The 20464-nt window shown below is 29.6% G+C and carries 18 protein-coding genes; 9 read left to right on the top strand and 9 right to left on the bottom strand.

Annotation, left to right across the window (positions count from 1 at the left end; translation table 11 throughout):
• The first annotated feature begins 614 nt into the window (after positions 1–614).
• From LF886_RS17890 to LF886_RS17850, 9 genes are all read left to right on the top strand, one after another.
• The gene (locus tag LF886_RS17890; RefSeq protein WP_236850974.1) at positions 615–1919 is read left to right on the top strand and encodes a hypothetical protein; all 1305 of its coding nucleotides are present in this window, start codon (positions 615–617) and stop codon (positions 1917–1919) included.
• Between the two features lie 1136 nt (positions 1920–3055).
• Positions 3056–3361 (top strand): hypothetical protein, encoded by a 306-nt coding sequence (locus LF886_RS17885; protein ID WP_236850973.1) that lies wholly within the window; start codon positions 3056–3058, stop codon positions 3359–3361.
• Positions 3362–3817: 456 nt separating this feature from the next.
• A complete protein-coding gene (locus LF886_RS17880) occupies positions 3818–4345 on the top strand; it encodes a hypothetical protein (protein ID WP_236850972.1) in 528 nt (175 codons plus the stop codon).
• Between the two features lie 21 nt (positions 4346–4366).
• Entirely contained in the window at positions 4367–4534 is a 168-nt protein-coding gene (locus LF886_RS17875; protein WP_236850971.1) for a hypothetical protein, read from the top strand.
• 1461 nt (positions 4535–5995) lie between these two features.
• A complete protein-coding gene (locus LF886_RS17870) occupies positions 5996–6454 on the top strand; it encodes a hypothetical protein (protein ID WP_236850970.1) in 459 nt (152 codons plus the stop codon).
• A 78-nt stretch (positions 6455–6532) separates the two neighbouring features.
• Positions 6533–8116, top strand: coding sequence for a Na+/H+ antiporter (locus LF886_RS17865; RefSeq protein WP_236850969.1), 1584 nt, complete (start codon positions 6533–6535; stop codon positions 8114–8116).
• A 546-nt stretch (positions 8117–8662) separates the two neighbouring features.
• Positions 8663–9571 carry a hypothetical protein gene (locus LF886_RS17860; protein WP_236850968.1) on the top strand — a complete coding sequence of 303 codons (909 nt, stop codon included), beginning with the start codon at positions 8663–8665 and terminating at the stop codon, positions 9569–9571.
• Between the two features lie 1462 nt (positions 9572–11033).
• Entirely contained in the window at positions 11034–11345 is a 312-nt protein-coding gene (locus tag LF886_RS17855; RefSeq protein WP_236850967.1) for a hypothetical protein, read from the top strand.
• Positions 11346–11448: 103 nt separating this feature from the next.
• The gene (locus tag LF886_RS17850) at positions 11449–11802 is read left to right on the top strand and encodes a hypothetical protein (RefSeq protein ID WP_236850966.1); all 354 of its coding nucleotides are present in this window, start codon (positions 11449–11451) and stop codon (positions 11800–11802) included.
• Positions 11803–13026: 1224 nt separating this feature from the next.
• Here the strand turns inward: LF886_RS17850 and LF886_RS17845 are convergent.
• The 9 genes from LF886_RS17845 to LF886_RS17805 form a co-directional block, all read right to left on the bottom strand.
• Positions 13027–13497 (bottom strand): hypothetical protein, encoded by a 471-nt coding sequence (locus LF886_RS17845; RefSeq protein WP_236850965.1) that lies wholly within the window; start codon positions 13495–13497, stop codon positions 13027–13029.
• Between the two features lie 17 nt (positions 13498–13514).
• Positions 13515–13844, bottom strand: coding sequence for a helix-turn-helix domain-containing protein (locus LF886_RS17840; RefSeq protein ID WP_236850964.1), 330 nt, complete (start codon positions 13842–13844; stop codon positions 13515–13517).
• Positions 13825–14256: a transposase gene (locus LF886_RS17835; protein ID WP_236850963.1), complete on the bottom strand. Its 432-nt coding sequence runs from the start codon at positions 14254–14256 to the stop codon at positions 13825–13827. Before LF886_RS17835 ends, LF886_RS17840 begins: the two co-directional genes overlap by 20 nt.
• 568 nt (positions 14257–14824) lie before the next feature.
• On the bottom strand, positions 14825–15673 hold the full coding sequence (locus LF886_RS17830; protein ID WP_236850962.1) for a hypothetical protein: 849 nt from the start codon (positions 15671–15673) through the stop codon (positions 14825–14827).
• Positions 15674–15804: 131 nt separating this feature from the next.
• A complete protein-coding gene (locus LF886_RS17825) occupies positions 15805–16050 on the bottom strand; it encodes a hypothetical protein (protein ID WP_236850961.1) in 246 nt (81 codons plus the stop codon).
• Positions 16051–16302: 252 nt separating this feature from the next.
• Positions 16303–16608: a hypothetical protein gene (locus tag LF886_RS17820; RefSeq protein ID WP_236850960.1), complete on the bottom strand. Its 306-nt coding sequence runs from the start codon at positions 16606–16608 to the stop codon at positions 16303–16305.
• 162 nt (positions 16609–16770) lie between these two features.
• Positions 16771–17487 carry a helix-turn-helix domain-containing protein gene (locus tag LF886_RS17815; RefSeq protein ID WP_236850959.1) on the bottom strand — a complete coding sequence of 239 codons (717 nt, stop codon included), beginning with the start codon at positions 17485–17487 and terminating at the stop codon, positions 16771–16773.
• A 296-nt stretch (positions 17488–17783) separates the two neighbouring features.
• The gene (locus tag LF886_RS17810) at positions 17784–18626 is read right to left on the bottom strand and encodes a hypothetical protein (protein ID WP_236850958.1); all 843 of its coding nucleotides are present in this window, start codon (positions 18624–18626) and stop codon (positions 17784–17786) included.
• A 285-nt stretch (positions 18627–18911) separates the two neighbouring features.
• Positions 18912–20075, bottom strand: coding sequence for a helix-turn-helix domain-containing protein (locus LF886_RS17805; protein WP_236850957.1), 1164 nt, complete (start codon positions 20073–20075; stop codon positions 18912–18914).
• Positions 20076–20464 lie beyond the last annotated feature (389 nt).

The raw sequence follows: 20464 nt of genomic DNA, 5'->3' as shown, positions 1-20464 counted from the left end.
GCATATTGGATTTGAAATCTTAACTAATACTATTTCTAACTGAAAGATCAATATAGTTCATTAATAGTTGTGGTTTTTTATTCAATATTTGTAGTTTTCCAATAGTTTGAAAATGTAATTTTACAGATATAAACACTTTAGAATTTTTCATGATAATACTAATGACCAATTTTTTTATTAACCAAATGGGATTAATTTAAAGCTAAAGACAAATAATCTATTGCTACTTGCTTTTAATTTATAATTTTTCATTAAACTTTCTTATCACTTATGTTTTAGCCTTTCATTTTTATGAGAGGCTAATTTTTTATTTGATATAAATTATGGATTTAAAAATACACTCACCAAAGTAATTACGTTTTGAGCTTTATTGTCGTTATTGTTGTAATTTTTTTGATTCTAAATTTCCTTAAGGATACTCATCATTATTATATAAAATAAATAATTATATTACTCGAAAATACTTCAGAAATACTTTTCCTATAAATGCTTTTTTGAGTTCTGTTTTATTCCAAAAATTTCTAATGAGCTCTATACCGCAGGACGTATACATTTGTAGCTAATAAGATAATATTTGTGATTTGTATTGTGTGGCAAATAATACCTTTGTTTTAATGAAATTTATATTTAAAAATATACCAAATATAATTATGAAAAAAATAATAAATTTTAACGATCTTATCACTGCATTACAAAATCACCAAAAAGAAATTATCATTTGTAGAAATATCCTCTGCAATTACAGCATCATACTTCCAGAAGGTGTGATTTTAAAAGGAGAAAAACAAGAGAATGGTGAACTGCCATTATTGTCGTTCCAATATTCGGATGGGATTGGGGTTTCTGCAAATAACATAATAACAAACCTTAATATTGATGCTCCAGCCAATCAAAAAGCTATTTATAATACTATTGCAAAAATTGATTTGGGAACTTTCCAATTGGAAAATCTTTTAGTAAAAGGACAGGTTTCTATTATTGCTAGAACAGGTGTGGAAAAAGTCAATATCATTATTAATAATGTTGATATTATATCTGCAGATGTAAGACATTACCTTGAACAACCGCAAAAATATGGGGTGAATGTATTACAAGGAGCATTGACTATTTACAATCTTAATGCAAGTAACAATAGCCTAATCTCTGTTAACGTGAGTAAAATTAGTATTGGTAGAAAAAATATGCCAGTTTCTGGTTCAGGAATTTTCATTGCCGGATTTGGTGATAAAGGTGGTAGAACGGAAGTCTCAAAATTACATACCAATGCAGTTTATTCAAACGGAAAGATCCCTTTCGGCATTGCAGATTATATTACTGCAGGTGTATTCGTTTTGAACGGTGTACATGCTAAAGAAGTAATTACTGATGGTGAAATCATTACCTACGGTGTCAACGATATGGTATTGGATATTTGGGGAAGTGTAGATGACTGGTCAAGCAATGCCCCTGTTATTTCTTACGGCCCAAGTGGGGTTGGTTTTGTGAACTTTGGTTCTGTAAAGAATTTTTCAGTTAATGCACCACTTAAAACGTTCGGACTTGGAGCAAGAGGTTATAATCAGTATGATGGTACTGTAGAAAATATTTCTTTCGAATCAATTGAGACTTTTGGAGATGGCTCAGTAGGTATCCAAATTAGTAAGAAGATAGGAAGTTTAACCGTAAAAGGTGATGTTACTACACACGGTTCATTGGGGAATTCTTTGGTTAAAGGAGAAAATGTAGAGTTGCCTGCTTATGCTTTAAGCATTAAAAATGGGGGTGAAGCAGACAGAATATCAATTAATGGAAATATTAAAACTTTTGGAGAAAATGTAGTTTCCTATATTGTAGAAAAAGGAGGTATTGTTGGAAGATTAAACGTTGGTGGAGCAATAACTGCTACAGGAAAAAATTCTAAAAATGAAAGTATTGCTTAAATTTAATTAGAGGGTCTTTAAAAGAGTATTTTTTTTGTGACATAATTTACATTTTATTAAGAGAATTGTAATATAAAATCTGTTGAATGGCAGGCTTTCCTATTTTTAATGCATCTCTTCTTTCAAACATTTAATAAATATCAAATACAATCTAACTGTTCAAATATTCTTTAGCATAATCCATTCAATGTTTTATATGGATGATTACTGTTATAATTAATCCACACTCATATTTATTTCCATTAAAGCTCCAAATAGGGAATAGTCTAAAACATCTTCTCTGGGTGTGCGATTTAAGCGTTCGATGTATACATTTAGTGCAAGCTTTTCTATATATAATTTTATAACAATTTGATACCAGGAATTATATCAATATTCTGATAAATACAAGTGTTATTTTCTGTTTCCAGGCAAACCCTCTTAATGTATTTCATTACAATGTGTTTGAAAATGGATGAAATTAAATTTTATCTATTTTATTATTAAAATTTTTCATTTTGTTGTTTTTTTTATATATTTAAAATATTAAGATTTAAATAGTTGCAATAATTTTTTTCATCATTTGTTTTTAAGCAGTCTGAGAGACTGCTTTTTTGTATATGTAAGTTTCCTGATGATGAAAAATTATTCTTGAGTTTTCTCGTAAAGGAGTTCTAGAATGAATTTGTTTTTTTATTTGAAAACCTTTAAATAAAGCAATAAGTGATGTATGCTTGAGGTTGTTCGAAATTGAAAAAAACAATTTTTGACTGTGCAATGTGCATCAATTGAGACAGTGGCTTTTTAGTAATACGCTGAGAGTGTTTTCTAATAGAGATCTGATTGAAGATTTTGTTGAATTGAAACCTGTAAACAGTCTGATTACCCTATTAAATAATGTTTTTCTAAGCGTCACAGATAAAAAATAGATGTCTTAAAAGCAAAATATATTAGTATTGGCGGATTAATTTCAATTTTGCTTAATAGGATACCTCTTTAAGTGAAATTTGAGATAAGCAATAAATATATTTATAGTTAATCAATTGATATTTGTACTTTGTATTATTTGATAGATAATATATTTGCTTTGTTTTTAAATGACTTAATCCAAATTGAGTAGTTCATTTAAAAAAATAAATACACACAATAAGACTACAATGTATATCAATCAGAAAATTACAATTATTAAAGAAGATGGGAGTGAGGATGTGATAAGTGATGCGCGAATTATTAACATTGAAATTGAGGATGGCAAAGAAATTATGATACCTCTTAGAAGAAATGTGCTTCATCCAAATAGTCTAACCGTTTTATGTGGGCAGCATGGACAAAAGATGAATGATTATTTCGCCTTAACAAGTTGGTCATTGAATAACCTTCATATTTTCGTTAAGTCTATTTCTGATGATGAGTTGTCTAAGTTAGTAAAGGATAATAATGAATATTTAGAAAACTATCCATAAAATATTAAATTAAGAAAATCATTAATAGAAACTATAATATTAACAGTTTTGTAAGTAGAAAATCAAACGCATAGTTTCAGAAAGAATAGAAGGTAGAATGTTAAATATTGAAGTGTACAATGCTTCAGAAAATAACTTCGTTAAATCTGTGAATACTTTATCCATTACTGATATGATTTTTATTTTAATTAAAAAAATAAAGGATTAAAACTTTGCTAGATTGCATACAATTAAAATCTACTTATTCTTATATAATAATAGATTGAAAAATAAATATGATAGAGTTATTGAACTCTGTCAAAATAATATAATAGTAAATTTATTAAGTGTTTTGTGTTTTTTTGCAAATATATCAAACATACCAACAATATATATATTGCAACAAATAAAACAATAGAGCATTGATCATCTTTAGGAAATCATTTTTTAAAAAAACAAAAAACAAAAAACAAAAATATGATTAAATCTTCATCGTTAATACTAAGTATTTTATTCGGGTTCTTATTATTTTCTTGCAAGAGAAAGGAGTCTATTAAAGAGCAGGTGGGAAATACCCACTCTTCTACAAAGAGCATTTTATATAAAGGACGATCTACCACAATAATGGGGGTTATTGGAACCCAAACCCTTAAATTATCTTTAAATGAAAATGGGAAGGGAGGAACATATGAAAATTCTATTACGTACCCTAAAGGCAGTACTTATGAAGGAGTAGTGCTACAGGACATAAGTCAAAAAGGGGTATTTAATGAAGAAAAAACTAAAGATTTTGGAGATGTATATACTATGCCAGGCGATAATTTTTATCAAGCAACTGATAATAGGTTAATTGAATTTGAAAAGTCCGGAGAACCGACCGGGGTTATTTTATATGAGGTTTTAAATAGTGGTGATGAAGTTCCGATTTCAGAGTATAGGAATGAAAAGCTTTCTAGTGAAGACAGAAAAGCAAATGAAAAGCTTAAACAAAAGTTTAATAATTAATTGAAATAAAAAACATACTATATGAAAAATTTAAAAGAATTTCTAAGCGAATTTCCCTTTGATAAGGTAACAATTTTAGATAAGGATGGGAATAGTCATGTTTTGCAAGCTCATAAGATAATAGTAGAGCTGGATGGGGAAGAATATTATATTGAAAATATTCCTCATGAAAAAAATCTGTTGGAATAACAATTTCTTTTTCTGGCAGTGAAACCAACGGCCCTATTAAGTATTTTGGAGTATATCCGGGAGCATCTAACCTTATAGATTTATCAATATTGAAAGCATAATTTAGTGTAATTGGAAAATCAGAAAAGGTTATTTATTTGCATTTATTTCAATGGATTTTCTTAATAATTTAAATGCTTAAACCAAGGAAGAGCTAAAAAAAATATGAGAATAGTAATTTAGATAAAGAAACGGTTAAAACATTATCAAGTAATCACTCCTAACTGGATAAGATTATATTGCCTCCACTTCATTATACCAATACTTTTTATAATCTTAAGAATGATATGCAAGACTTTAAATCAATTTCAGTAGACATTGAAATAATGAATGATGTTGTGTGGCAGATTTATTAAGCAGCAATCTCCGCATAAATCCTTAAATTGACTTAGCTTATGGCTATACGCTAAAGAATATTTGAACAGTTAGATTGTATTTGATATTTATTAAATGTTTGAAAAAAGGAAAGTTTTCAAAGGAAAAACTATTTAAATTTGTTTTAATTTCTAAATTTGTTTAAATTGTAATAGTCATGACTTCATCTGACAGTTAGGAGTTAAAATATTTGTCAGTTATCCAATATTGTCCTTACTTCCAAAAGTAAGGATTTTTTATTATTAAAGATGTCTCAAAACAAAAAGAATGTCAACTATACTGATATTCTTTTTGTTTTATTTCAATAAAAATTAGACTTTCTCGTATCAAAGATTGCTAATACTCTAATTATACTTTTTATTAGAAGTTTGTAGGATTGCTTGCAAATTTGGAACTCACTTTTACTTTTTTTTAAATCAAATTTAATACAATAAAAGCTTGCTCTTGTTAAGTAATAAATAAATTCTAATATACTATAGAGGTTAGAAAATAATATCTGTAGTTTATCAATTGATATTTGTAGTTTATTTTGTGTGATAGATGATATATTTGTGCTGTTTTAAGAAAAGATCAATTCTAAAAAGAGTGAATCATTCATTTAAATAAATCATTTTAAGAAATTATTCTTATTAAAACAATGATAAGGAAAAAATATTACACATAGTTACATTTATTATGTTTTCAAGTATTTTCACACAAATTGGAATACAAACCCCAGCATACACTACATGTTAGTAATTCTTTTCAGGCTGTCAAGGAAATATTTATATCTATTATCTTACTCCTGAGAAAGAGATAATGTCTCTAAAATTCAAATATTTGAGAGAGTGATAAAGTATATCTTTGTGTTCATCCTAAAGTAGTTCCATAGCAAGAAAAGACAAGGATCTCTTTTTTATAAAGCTTATTTTTAAATATATATATAGTATTTTCACAAATGAAAAAAATATTTTTTATCTATGCATTTTTTTAGCTATTATAGGTTGTAAGAAAAGTAGTGGAAGCAATTCGAAGAAATTAAGTACAGAAGAAGAAATCACTAAAAAAGTGAATCAATTTTACAGTATTTATGGAAAATCAAATGATGCTCTTTACAATAAAGAAATTCCACAAGAGTTGTTCACTCCAGACTTAAAAGTTTCTCTAGAAAAAGCTTTTAAGAAGTCAAAAGATGAGATTGAAAAAGTAAAAAATAGCAATCATTCTGAAGATAAGCCATTGATTTTTGAAGGATCTTTTTTCTCAAGTTTATATGAAGGCTACACATCATATAAAATTGAATCAATCAAGATAATGGAAAGTACACAACCTGTTGGTTCTGCTGCAGATGTGTTGATTGATTTTGAAAACGCTTCAGTAACTCCCAAAATTAAATGGACTGACAAAATTCATCTTGTTGAAGCCTTCGATACTGAAATGAAAATCGAAAATATTTTTTTCGATAAAAAAATTGGAGGGGCTATAGACTTGAAAACCAAATTGTATGAATTTTCGGAAGTAGATTAACAATGAAAATAATAATCAATAAGCACAATTAATTTTTACGAATAATCTTACTTACATTTTGGATATACTATAATTTGTATGCACACATTGCTCCCTTTTTCTCTAATAATTATTACGGTTATCATATTGCTAAATATGCTAGCTACAAAACTAAAAATAGCTTATCCTATATTATTGATAATCGGAGGTCTGCTTATTGGTTTTATTCCTGGTTTACCAAATATATCTATCAAACCAGATATGATTTTTTTCGTGTTCCTACCACCACTATTATTTTTTTCAGCAGGTGCAGCGTCTATTAAGGAAATGCGTAAATGGTGGCGTATGATTGGTAGTTTTGCTTTCCCGGTAGTATTTATCACTGCCCTTACAGTAGCCTTGGTTGCTAATTATTTTATTCCCGGCTTTTCCATAAGTTTAGGTTTTTTGTTAGGTGGAATTGTATCTCCACCTGACGCTGTAAGTACTGCAGCAATCACTAAGTTTGTGAAAATTCCAAAAGTATTTACTACTGTATTAGAAGGTGAAAGCCTTGTGAATGATGCGTCATCGCTTATTATTTTTCGTTTTGCAATGCTAGCAGTAGGTACTGGTCAGTTTATCTGGCAGGATGCTATAGCTGGTTTTTTATGGATGGTCATTGGGGGAACAAGCATTGGATTGTTACTTGGATGGATTTTTATACAAATGCATAGAAATTTGCCTACTGACGCACCAACTGATATTGTTTTCATTTTGATAGAGCCATATGCTATGTACTGGATTGCGGAACAGGTACACTGTTCAGGCGTACTGGCTGTAGTAGCTGGTGGTTTGTATATGACTAATAAGTGGCTTACATTTTTAAATAGCACTAGCCGTTTAAGAGCAGTTAGTGTATGGGAAAGTTTTATCTTTCTGCTTAATGGTGTTGTATTTTTTATAATTGGGCTAACATTGCCTGATATCGTAAAAGGACTAAGATCAGAAGGTATTCTTCTAGGTACAGCCATCAGTTATAGTTTACTGATAACAATCGTATTAATTGTTACTCGTGTTATTTGCTGTTATGTTGCACAACTAGGCACTTTTATTTTCAGACGGAAATTATTACCTCCTAAGATTCCACGACGGGCATATTTAGTGCCCTTGGTTCTAGGGTGGACAGGTATGCGAGGGGTAGTGTCACTGGCAGCAGCATTATCAATACCAATAATGTATAATGGTATAGCATTTCCTCATCGTAATCTTATACTGTTCATTACCTTTGTAGTTATATTCCTCACCCTTGTTGTGCAAGGACTTACCTTGCCTTATTTTATTACAAGATCGAAAGCATTCGATATACGTGTACTTACTGATTCGTCAGAAGAGGAACAAGATGAAAAAATAAAAACAGGTTTGAGAAAAGAAGTTTACGAGTTTTTAAAGCACAAATATAATAATGGGCATTTGCAAGACAATGCCATTTTCCAAAAGATGATGCAACATTGGGAAGAAAATGAAAAAGCTGATAATGATGACTGGATGAGTGAAGAAACGAGGTATGTATATATAGAATCGCTCGAAGCACAGCGTAAATATCTTTCTGAGCTAAACAAAGACCCAAGCATAAGTGAAGAACTTATCCGTAAGCAATTATATTTATTAGACTTACAAGAAGAACGACTGAAGCTAGGATAAATGATCATACAAAATTATAATAGAATAGGAGTGCTTGCATTTAAGTTTGAATTAGCTTACAATAATACTGATAATATTAAAACAGTGGCTGAACTTTTACCAAAGCAACCTGGACACAAAATTAAATTAATGTTTTAAAAGGCTTGAAATATAGAGTAAAGCTGATTGAAAACGTTGTTTTTAACATGCTAAATGTATTTATTGCATTTAAGGCCTGAACTTCTTTAAGAAATTTCTCACTATCTGCCTAGGAATTTTGCTATTAAGGTGTAAACAACTTTACTCTTATCCAACAAAATCTCACTTAATATCTAAAATGTTTTTGTTTTCCACGGTGATAAATATTATTTTTTATTTGAAATCATTTTTTTTACATATTATGTTTTTAAATTATGAGATTTATCTTTCGTTCAGGTAATTTTAAATAGAATCTAAACATAATTTATATGGTTAAAATTTATCATCAATAAAAATAGTAGTAAATTCTGTAAAATTTGTATTTTTTATCGGTGTTGCCATTTGTAGATTTGTATTAATACATTTCTGATGAAAAAAAATATTTATTGTGTCTCTTTTTTATTGCTTTTCTATACTCTAAAGGCTCAGATAGGCATTAATACACCCAATCCACAAGCCATTCTTCACGTTGATGGAGCTAAAGATAACACAGCCACAGGTGTTCCTACAATTGCCCAACAAGCTAATGATTTTGTAGTAACAGCAACAGGAAGAATTGGGATTGGAACAACTACTCCTTCTCAAAAGCTAGAGATTCAAACGGGAGGAACTCCTGCATCACCAGTCTCTGGGTTTAAACTTGCTGATGGAAATCAAAATAGTAAGTATGTTCTTACAACAGATGACCAAGGAAGTGCAACATGGAAAGCCGTAGGTATGACTGCATATTATGGAACCATAGGAGCATATAATACATCTCAAAATTTTACTGTGTCATCACCTAATTATTGGACAGGTTCTTCCATTACATTACCTCCGGGGCAGTGGGTTGTGAATATATTTATGATTATTAATTTTGATAATTTTCCTTTTCAGGTGTCTACTCCGCCTAACAATGGAGCATGGATTAGATCTACATTTTGTGATTCTTCAACTGTGTTTGCTAAAACGAATGATTTTGTTGCGGGAAGAACTCTTGTGTCAGGTTCTATAACAGGACCAGCAAATTATAATACAATGAGTGGCTCAGTGATTATCAATAATAAATCTGGGAATAAAAAGACATACTATTATTGGAGAGACATATCAGAAATTTATGACTATAGTGGGTCCCCTTCAATTTATAATGATTCCTCACAGAGTAATATTTCTCCTAATCCTTACCATAATACCAACTTTAAAAACTCTAAATTTTCAGATGCAAAGTTAATTGGCTTTGGTCAATCGAAGTGGGGTGAAAATATTATTTATGCCTATCCGGTTATTTCTGGTAGCTGATAAACAGCTTGTTAAGATAAGAGGAGGAAAATTAAGCTTAAATTTAATTATCTTCTGGCAGGTATCAAAAAAGTAGGGGAATGAATTTAGGGTTTTAGTAAGAACCTTAAATTTAAGTTATAGTAAGTGCTTAATTTTCAAATGTAGTATTTGCCATGTCTTTAGAATTATTGAAAAAAATATGAAGCAATTATTTTTTTATCCAGTTTTTTCTAGGCTAGTATAGGGTAAGAAATTTGGAAGCGGTCAAAAGGGTATTAAATACTGATATGGAATGATTAAATAAAGTAAATTAGGTTTACTGTATTTACTGGAAATCAAATTAGACTCTTTATAAGGCCAGGAGTATTTAGTATGAAGATTCATTGATTTTGAAAATACTTCGGTATCTCCTAAAATTATCTGGACAGATAAAATACATTTTGTTGAAGACTTTGATACTGGAATGAAAATCGAAAATATTTTTTCGATACAAACATGAAAGTGTTGCAGGCTTGAAAATCAGGCTGTATGAATTTTCGGAAAATGACAAAAACTAAACAATAAACATAAATAAATTCTGAAATATTCAGATACAAAGTGCCTAATTTAGCCGCTTTTAATTTTGAAAAAAGCTTCTCAATTAAATGAGTTTTATGGCTATATTATAGTCAAAATGATCAACTTTTTTTTGTACTTAGAATTATGTGAGATAGGAAATAAATTTCACTATTTTTTGTCTAACTCTTGTACATTTTCAGTCTTATTGTGCAGTTCTACATTTACAGGTCTAACGCCTTTCTTTGAAATTCATGATATATTACCAAATTTATTGCATATAAGATGATCCAGATATATTATTTTTCTCCAACTATCTAATATAATTGATTTTAATTTACATTATATTTCTTTCGAAAGTCTTATTATTCTGCCATATAATTCTTTGTTCTGTAGTATCAGAAAGCACTAGACATTCTATATGTTAAAATCTTATATAGTATTCATTTTCAGTAAACCCTATAGGTATTTTACTTTCAGAGCTTTGTTAAATCTTATAGGGCATGTATATATCCCATCCGTTTGACTAATTTAGAGCTTTGATTATAATCTTATTTCTAAAATTCCTAGCAATTCTTACTGTATCAGGTTTCCAATTCTATTTAAAAAAAACTTTAATATTCAATAAATGTTTATAAATGAGTAAGTTGTAGGGTGTAAGTCGTTGATTTTGCTAAGAATTGAAACTATTAATAAAAAGAAACAAAATGCAATAAAATTTCACTGCGATTGGAATTAATTATTATATTAGTATTAACAATTTTATACAACGTCATTTTTTTGGCGATTAAAAAAACACATATTTTTTAATATTTAACGAAAAAAAATTAGGAAAAAACATTAACACTTTTTTTTCCTAGGGACCTATTGTGCCTTTTACACTCAGGTTGGAATCAACACAACATCACTGAATCAATCAGCTATTTTGGATATAGTAAGTACTAATAAGGGTATCCTTATACCCAGAGTTTCAGCTTATCCTAGCTCACCCGTAACAGGTTTAATGGTCTATAGAACAGATCTCAATGGGTTTTATGCCTGGAATGGGAGTGTATGGACTCAATCTGTATTTGGCGGTAATACGAATTTATATAATACAGATGGAGCTTTAAGTGGAAATAGAATTGTTTCACAAGCGAGAAATTCCTTAAGTTTTACAGGAAATTTAATCAATGCATTTTCTGTAGATGGAACTACATTCTCCATCGATGTCTTAAATGACAAGATAGGGATTTGAACAATTTCTCCAACAAACACCTTACATGTGACCAGTACAACAGATCCACTTAGGCTTCAAGGAGTAGCAAGCAGTACTAATTCTGCAGATAAGGTTTTAGTTATTGATCCTAAATGGAGTATTAAAAACTTCCTTAAGTTCAAACAGTGCTTTTTCTGGTTATATTTCTACAACAACTCCACCTATCACATCTTCTACAACTGTAATTTCTAAAATTCCGGTTAATACAGAACTGGTTGATAGTTCTAATGAGTTTAACCTCTCTAACAACACATTTACACCTGCATCTTCAGGGATTTATGAAATCGAACTTCAGATTAATGTACAAAGTGCTGCTCTTACTCTCGGGCAGTCATTAAATACGGCTCCATGCGGGCTGGTTGATCAAAGTAGTGGTTTATATATAACACGCTGGCAATATCCAGAAAATACTCTTCCAAACAACATGGTATTTTAAAGGAGTTGCTGCTTTAGCGGTAGGCACTCCTTATTACTTTGGATTTGTAAGAGGTTCAACCTCTTCACCCAACTTAACTATTAACCCTTTAGCAACTGGAGGAACGGGCAGTGGAAGAGCTACCTTTTTTTCTATTAAAAGAATTTTATAATTCTATTTCTGTCAATCTTAAAGCTTTAGATTAATAGTATAAGTATCAGTAGCGAATTTGAAAAATGGTATAGTGTAGAATTTTTTCTTGTAAAAAAGTTAAGATGAATAACTATATAAAGATAAGTACAGTTTTTTGATCCTTTATTCTATTATTCGAAAGTATCTGAGGATCTATCTATAATAGTTTCAAATGTAATATTTAAGATCATTTAACTTTTAAACAGTGAAGAAGGCATCAAAAAATGAAAACAGCGCTCGGTTGAAGTAGAACCTGTGTTTGCCCATCTGAAACATTACAATGGTTTTAAGAGATTCACCCTCAGAGAACTAAAAAAGTAGCATTGGAGTTCGGATTAAACGCTTTAGCACATAACTTAAGAAAGAAAGTTGCATACAAGGCAACTTTTTCTTTTTTCTGAGTAAAATGAATGGATACCAAATCAAAATCCGCCTCACTTTTTTGTTGTGAGACGGATTCAACTATATAAACATTTGTGTTTTCGAATATTTTAAACAAAGGTATAAAATGGTACTTCAAGAAAACTATAAATTTCAAATACAGATGTTCATATATTAAATACATCGTAAATAAAAAACTCACTCATATTTGTTGTAAAACTTGACAACACGATTTAAAGCAAAGCAATTATGAAGAATCAAATCATCAAAGCTAATCAGAAAAATAATAATTAAGTCGATTATAAGTATGATTTAATATACAAATACTTGTATTAATCCCTAGAATAAAAAGTAATTATAGTAATGTTAAGATCGGAAGAGAAAAATGAAAGAGATAATGTCTAGAAATTCTAACATTAGTCAGAATACAGATGTAAAAAACCTAGTCATATAAATACAGTTAATTAAAATATGATTTGTAGAAAATGAAAATTGCCAAGTTTAAAGTTAACTATAAATATCTCTCTCATTTTATATAACAATAAGAAATTTATCAATGCAAGTCAAAGATGATAAATTGCTTTTGTTATATTCTTCCTCTTTTATGAAAATGATAATAAGTGTTTCAAGTTATATTATTTAATAGAATATATTTTTCAGAGTTATTAATATTTAATTTATTTTTTCTAAAAAAATTTTTGCCCCATTTCTATATTTTAGGGCGAATCCTTTTGCTTCTTTTTGTTTGAATAGGTCATAATGCCCATCTGACCATATTTCTTCATTTTCAGTTTTTTTCTGCTTTTCTAGTATAAGCCCATATAAAGCATTGGGAAGAAATAATTCAACTGTGTTTCTATCAGAGCTAAACATTACAAATGCATTTCCGACCTCCTTATCTAAAGGAATTAATTTTTTAAGTTGATTATCATTTATACTTATTGCTTTATTTTTCATTGTAGAAAAAAATTCTCCAGGTTTGAGTATTTCAGCTATCTCCACTTCTTTAAAAACCTTTACTGAATCATCTTTACTTGAAATTATGAATCCCTCTTTCTCAGTTTTTTTATGACTTTGAGAAGAACAAGATATCATTTCACTTGAAAATAAAAGTATGAGGTTTAACATAAGTATTTTTTTCATTATAAATATTTAATATCTTAATTATGACTTTTCTGAAGGAATTTTTTCCATTTACTAATAGTATTACGACTAAGTTTAAAATGCATGGCTGTTTGAGTGTTACTTAAATTATTTTTTTCTTGATAATCTATAATATGTACAATTGCATTAAAGTCGTAAGCTCTATGTTTTTGATTGAACATTTCAGATTCTAAATCAGAATTACTAAAAATTAATTTATCTAAATTAATAACATCAATAGTACTCAATATATCTTTTTTTAAAAATTTTTTAAATTTGCTATGTCCTTCGGGATAGTTTTTGGAAATTATGTCTTGATATATTTTTTTATAGTTTGGTGTTTTCATATTTATCTATCCATTTGTATAATGTTGTTTTAGGTATTCTATATTGGTCGATTATCTCTTGAGGAGTTTTTTCCTTCTTGTCAATAAGTTCTAAAATATAGTTTATAAGGTTTCTTGTATATATATTTTTTCTAAAAACAGGTAATGCTGTTTTAGGTTTAGATGTCTCAGATTTTGTCTGTGGTGCGTATAAAATCAAATGGTGAGAATACAATCTGAAAAAATCGTACTCTAAGAGTTTGCTCCATCTTAATAATAGCTTAGAATTAAGATCTTCTTTTTCATACATGGCTTCTAATTCAAATGTATTACAATTAAGAAACTTACAAATACGAGGTGTTTCTATTCCGATCTCATTTACCCTTTCTTTAATTAAAGAACCTATATGAATATCCTTAAAATTAAATATCATTTTATTTTTTTTGAAGTGTTATTTTAATATCCTCACTCTCTTTCTCAGTAAGCAATAACATTTTATAGAAAACATGTTTCTTTTTATTATTTTCCGTTTTTATTTTTAGCTGAATAATATGGAGGAAAAGAAATTTATCTATATGAAAATCAGATAATTTTTCTTCAGGAAGTTCTGTAAGTTTTTTTTGTAGGAAAAAAGAGGATGTCCATAGTAGAATGTGAATACTTCCCCCGAACTTTCAAAATAAAAATAATTTAACTTACATATTGCTATAAGTAATATTCCAATAACAATAAGAATTAATATTTTCACATATGTTATAAAAGATATATCTGTACTATTCTCTTCCAATAAGTATAGTGCCAAAAGAAGTATACTAAGAACTCCCATAGAAACTAGTATTAGTTTTGTGATCATTCTTACCCTTTTTAAATTTGTAATAATAATCATGGGTTTTCATTTTTAAAGGCTTCCCCTAAATGCAAAAATTAAATTATAGAAGAAGATTAATAATAGAAGGAAGCCTTTAGGATTTTAGTTTTTTTATTGTTAGCTTAAATAGCTTTTACTTAATTCTTATAAATGATATTGAAGCTTCATTCCAATTATCAAATATAAATTCCGTTTGTTTACGAAGCCAGTCCCCGGATACATTCCCATCACCGTTAGTGTCTCCTACAGAAAAGTAATTGTCTGCATACAGATAATAGGTTTTGGTTGCTGCGCTTGTATTATTGATTCCTAAACTTCCTACCATGAATCCTAAATCCTGTGCATTAGAAATTGTTGCTGAAACCAGTCTTGGCCTTACAGCATCTGTTGAATAAGGGTTGGCTGTTGTTACATCTACAGGGGCTGTATTGGTATCCATTAATCGAAGTCTAGGGAATTGAGAACCAGGCGTGTAAGTGCTGTTTGGAGCTACTCTGATAGGAATTACAAAATTCATTATCCATTTTCCAGGAGCTAAAGTAATTTGAACCCCTGTATAATTGGCTGTTGCTGTATTTGCTGGCAAAGTATAGCTTCCAGTACCAATAGGATTAATGATCTGATATTCAACAGCTATTGGTTTCCAAGTTCCTATTCCATTTACATCTGAAACAAGAGCATAATTATCTGTCTGATTTCCATCAACCAATTTAAACCCAGGGACTGGTGATGCTGGGGTTCCTCCTGTTTGAATCTCTAGCTTTTGAGAAGGAGTAGTTGTTCCAATCCCAATTCTTCCTGTTGCTGTTACTACAACATCATTAGCTTGTTGGGCAATTGTAGGAGCGCCTGTTGTAGGATTGTCTTTTCCTCCATCAACATGAAGTGTTGCTTGTGGATTTGTTGTGTTTATTCCTACTTGAGCGTAGCCGGCAGAATAAAACAACAAAAAGGCTTGAGTTGATAATAAAATTTTTTTCATTTGAAATATTTTTTTCATTTACACTACAAATTTAAAGACTCTTCAAAGTCCAAAAAGTATAAATTTTAAACAATAATGTTCATATTTTTCATTATGTTGTCTACATGATATCTTATATTGAAATAGATTATTTATTTAGCCCTCATGTAAGAGATTAAAGTCTCGTTCCAATTATCAAAAACAAACTCAAGTCTCTTGCTGACTCCAGTTGAAAATATATTATCATAATGTAAATAATAAGTCTTAGTAAGGGAGCTTGAATTTTTCATTCTAAGACTACCTACCAGAACTCCAAAATCCTGTGAATTACTAAAACTTCCTGATGCTAATCTTGAATGAACTGAGTCTGCTGAAAAAGTAGAAACTGATACATCCACTACATTGTCTTTTAATCTTAAACGAGGGAACTGACTTCTGGTAATATATCCTACAGAAGGAGTTGTTATGATAAGAATAACAAGTGATAAAATTCAATTTCCTGGAGGAAGTGAAATGCTTACTCCCGTATATTGAGTATTGGTCGTATTTGCAGGAAGAAAATACCTATTTATCCCAATTGGATTTTTTACATAATGGTCGATTGAAACAGCTTTCCATTTAACTTCTCCTGATGCGTCAGAATTAAGGACTTATCCTTCTAATTGGCTGCCATCATTTAACCTAAAACCAGGGACTGGAGAAGATGCTGTTCCCTCAGTGTTGATTTCTAATTTATTATTTGGAGAAGTTGTACCTAACCCAATGTTCCCTGTCGAAGTAACAAAAACATCATTTTGTTGCTGTAACAGAGTAGGATTGCTAGCCACATTATTACCTTTTTTTCCATCAATATGCAAGTTTGCCTTCGGGAAAGTTGTGTTTATTCCAATTTGAGCTAAAAGCTGTGAACCAAATAATAAGCTAGCACCTGCCGAAATTGCTAATTTTTTCATCATTTTTCTTATTTGAGTATTTATTTTAAATTAAAAAATAATTTATATCCTCTAATTTAGAATTCAAATACTTCTAAATAATCATAAAATTTAAAGGAGAAACTATAGATATTAAATATTCACAATATTGTGAATATTTAATGATTATATTAAAGATACCCAATTTTAAGAATCCAAATTTCTCCGATATTCTTTGGGTGAAATACCTGCATATTTCTTAAAATAACTGCTGAAGTGTCCTGGCACTGAAAAACCAAGTCTATATGAGATTTCTTTGATAGAAATGGATTGATTCCTTAGAAGCAATTTTGATTGAGAAATTGTTTTTTCTGCGATCCATTTTGAAACGGGTTTTCCTGTTTTTACTTTTACCATTGCACTAAAGTAGCTAGGGTGAAATCCTAGTGCATTTGCATAATCCTTTACTTGAAATATCTTATCTTCAGTACCATTTACTAATCCCTGATAATGTTTGTCTAATAATTTTTTAAAAGACTCTATAATCAAGGAGTTCGAGTTTTCCTCTGTTTGAAACTCACTATTTTCCCAATAATAGTCCTTATATTTGTGCAGTAATGCTGCAAACAGATGTCCTATGATTTTGAAGTTTCTGGATTTATTATGAAATTCATTATAAATTTGCAAATACAGTTCTTCAAAAGCGGTAAAATTTTCTAAGGATGCTAGTTTTGGAAATACCTCTTCTGTTAGTAAAAAAGGAAACTCTTCGTATACGTTGTTGTCAATATATTTTTTGAGAAAAATTTCTTCAAATATAATGATATACACTTCATCTAAATTTTCATAACTGAACGCTCTTGGTACATTAATGTTTGTAAAATTAACAGTATGTGGCTTTAAATCAAAAATATTTCCATTCATATTCCACGTCCCTTTTCCTTTTTTAACAAATAAGAATGTGAAATAATCTGGGCAAATTAATGGAGAGTTATAAGGAGCTTTATATCCCGCTTCCTTTAAGTTAAATATCGAAAATCCTTTTTCAAAACTAGGAATAACTTTTGTTATCCCCAGTTCATTATGAATGTTTATGAAAGTTTGTGTTTTTATAGGCTTGTCCATCTTAGTGATCATTTATGTTGCCATAACGTTTACCTAAATGTTATATAATAATTTGTGTTTTTTGATTTAAAATTTGATCTTTCGTGACATCCATCCTATTTAATTCTTACATATGATATTGAGGCTTCATTCCAGTTGTCAAATACAAATTCTGTCTGCTTACGAAGCCAGTCTCCGGATACATTTCCATCTCCATTAGTGTCACCTACAGAAAAGTAGTTATCTGCATACAAATAATAAGTTCTTGTGGTACTAGTTGTATTATTTATACCTAAACTACCTACCATAAATCCTAGATCTTGAGAATTGGAAATCGTTGCTGAAACCAGCCTTGGTCTGATCGCATCTGCTGAATAAGGGCTAGCTGTTGTAACATCTACAGGAGCTGTATTGGTATCCATTAACCTGAGTCTAGGGAATTGAGAACCAGGCATGTAATTACTGTTTGGGGCTACTCTGATAGGAATTACAAAATTTAAAACCCATTTTCCTGGAGCCAAGGTGATTTTAACCCCTGTATAATTGGCCGTTGTTGTATTTGCTGGCAGAATATAACTTCCTACACCAATAGGATTAATGGTCTGATATTCAACAGTTATTGGTTTCCAGGTTCCAACTCCGTTTGCATCTGAAACGAGAGCATAGTTATCTGTCTGATTTCCATCAATCAGTTTAAACCCAGGGACTGGTGATGCAGGAATCCCTCCTGTTTGAATTTCTAGCTTTTGAGAAGGAGTAGTTGTTCCAATCCCAATTCTTCCTGTTGCTGTTACTACAAAATCATTGGCTTGTTGAGCTACAGTAGGAGCGTCCGTTGTAGAATTGTCTTTTCCTCCATCAACGTGAAGGGTAGCTTGTGGGTTAGGTGTATTAATTCCTACTTGAGCATAAGCAATTATATGCGAAATTATGCTCAGTAAAATAATTGTTTTTTTCATTCTGATAATGTTTTTTAATAAGGGAAGATTTTAATCATTTTTTGATTTAAATCCTATTTTGTTTTTAAGGTCGAAATAATTAAAATAGTGAATTGCAATTCTATAAAACTAGTGGATTAATTTTTTGCAAAAGTATACTCAATAATTATTTAATACCAATTATACATTATCATTATTCCGGATAGTATAACACAATATGTATATATTGTTGATTTTCAAGTAAACAAGTAATGCTGTATTTCGTTTATTTAATATGCAGATATAACTCCAGGTATTAGATCTTGTTTAATTTTTATTCTTTTTACTGAGTTGAGAAATAAATTCAGACGGTGAAATACCTAATTCTTTTTTGAAAATATAGGCAAATCTGCTATTGGAAGAAAAACCAGAAATTTCAGCTAGATAATTAATTTTGTAACTTAAGTACTCTGGATTTTTAATAAGTTTATCAATGATAAATTTAATTCTTAGTTCGTTAACATAATCACTAAAAGTCTTGCCTCTATATTTCTGCAGGACATAATTTATATATTTAGAATTAGACTCTAAAGTATATGACATTTGACCCATTGTGAAATTTTTTTCAGTAAAAAGAGCTCCTGATTCAAATCTATTAATTTTATCCAGAAGATCTTTTTCTCGATCCTCAGACATGATAACATTTTCTTTGGTTTCTTCAATATGTTGTAGTCCTTCTTCTTCTTCTTCTTCAATGGTTATCCGAGGTGTTGCATCATTTTTAAATTCGATGGGACGATGGGATAAACTTTCATTCTTAATATTTTCTATAATTTTTTCAAAACGAAGTTTTATTATCTTTTTACGCTTATGATTGTATAGGAAAATGAAAAAGATAGCTAATAATGAAGCAAATAATATAATAATTAAAAAAAATCGAGTCTTTTTAAGCTCATTATCCTGTTTAAATTGTTCCTGGGCAATTACTTTTTCTGCATGGGATTTAAGAATCTGTTTCTGTTTTACATATTCAGTAAAGTATTTCTTTTGTGATAAGGGATCTAAGATATCATAATTGATTTCTTCTTCGGTGATTCTGGAAATATATAGTTTCAGATCACTTTTGACGGCTTCATTGTGTGCTTTTGTAAACCATAATTTTGCCTCAGCTTTCTTGCCTCCATCCGCTAAAATCATTGCTTTGGTAAGATAATAAAATGATAATCTAAAATTATGTTTTTCATTGTCTGGAGCTTGGGCTAAAAGATCTTCGTATTTTGTAAGGCATAATTGAGCATTGGTTGGCATTCCACATTTTAGATAGTAATATGTTAAATTAAGATAATCTACCGCTAAATAAATTTTATTTTCTAAGATATCGTTTTTAAGTAGTTCCTTTTCGTCAGATTCTTTCGTTTTTTGGGTTATTAAAATAGCATCACAATACCGTAAGTCTTCAACTAACAATGTTGCTTCCAAATTAGATATCATTGAGAGTATGTCTTGCTTATTAATTTTTATAGCACTATTTTTTGCTTTTAAAAATGAGTTTTGGGATTGTTTTTTGAGAGAGATTCTTTTATAAACAGAGGAAAGAAAATAGTTTGCAGTTAACTGATCCTCATCATTTTTAGTTATATTCGAAAGTGAATCAACTTTTTTGTAATAATAAATGGATTTACTATAGTCTCCTTTTTTATTTAATGCATCAGCGATCAGTAGATATGCTTTAGATAATTCTGTTTCATTTTGAGAGAGCTTTAAAATTTTCTTTCCCAGATTATAGGTATCATCAGCATCTGAAGTTCTAGTATAATATAAATCCTTGATTTCTTTACGTAAAGAATCATTCCTTATATCTTTTCCAAAAAATGATGAAA

The sequence above is a fragment of the Chryseobacterium sp. MEBOG07 genome (assembly GCF_021869745.1).
GTDB classification, from domain to species: Bacteria; Bacteroidota; Bacteroidia; order Flavobacteriales; family Weeksellaceae; genus Chryseobacterium; species Chryseobacterium viscerum.
Note: the sequence above shows the minus strand (reverse complement) of the source record. Positions and strands in the feature narration are given on the sequence as shown.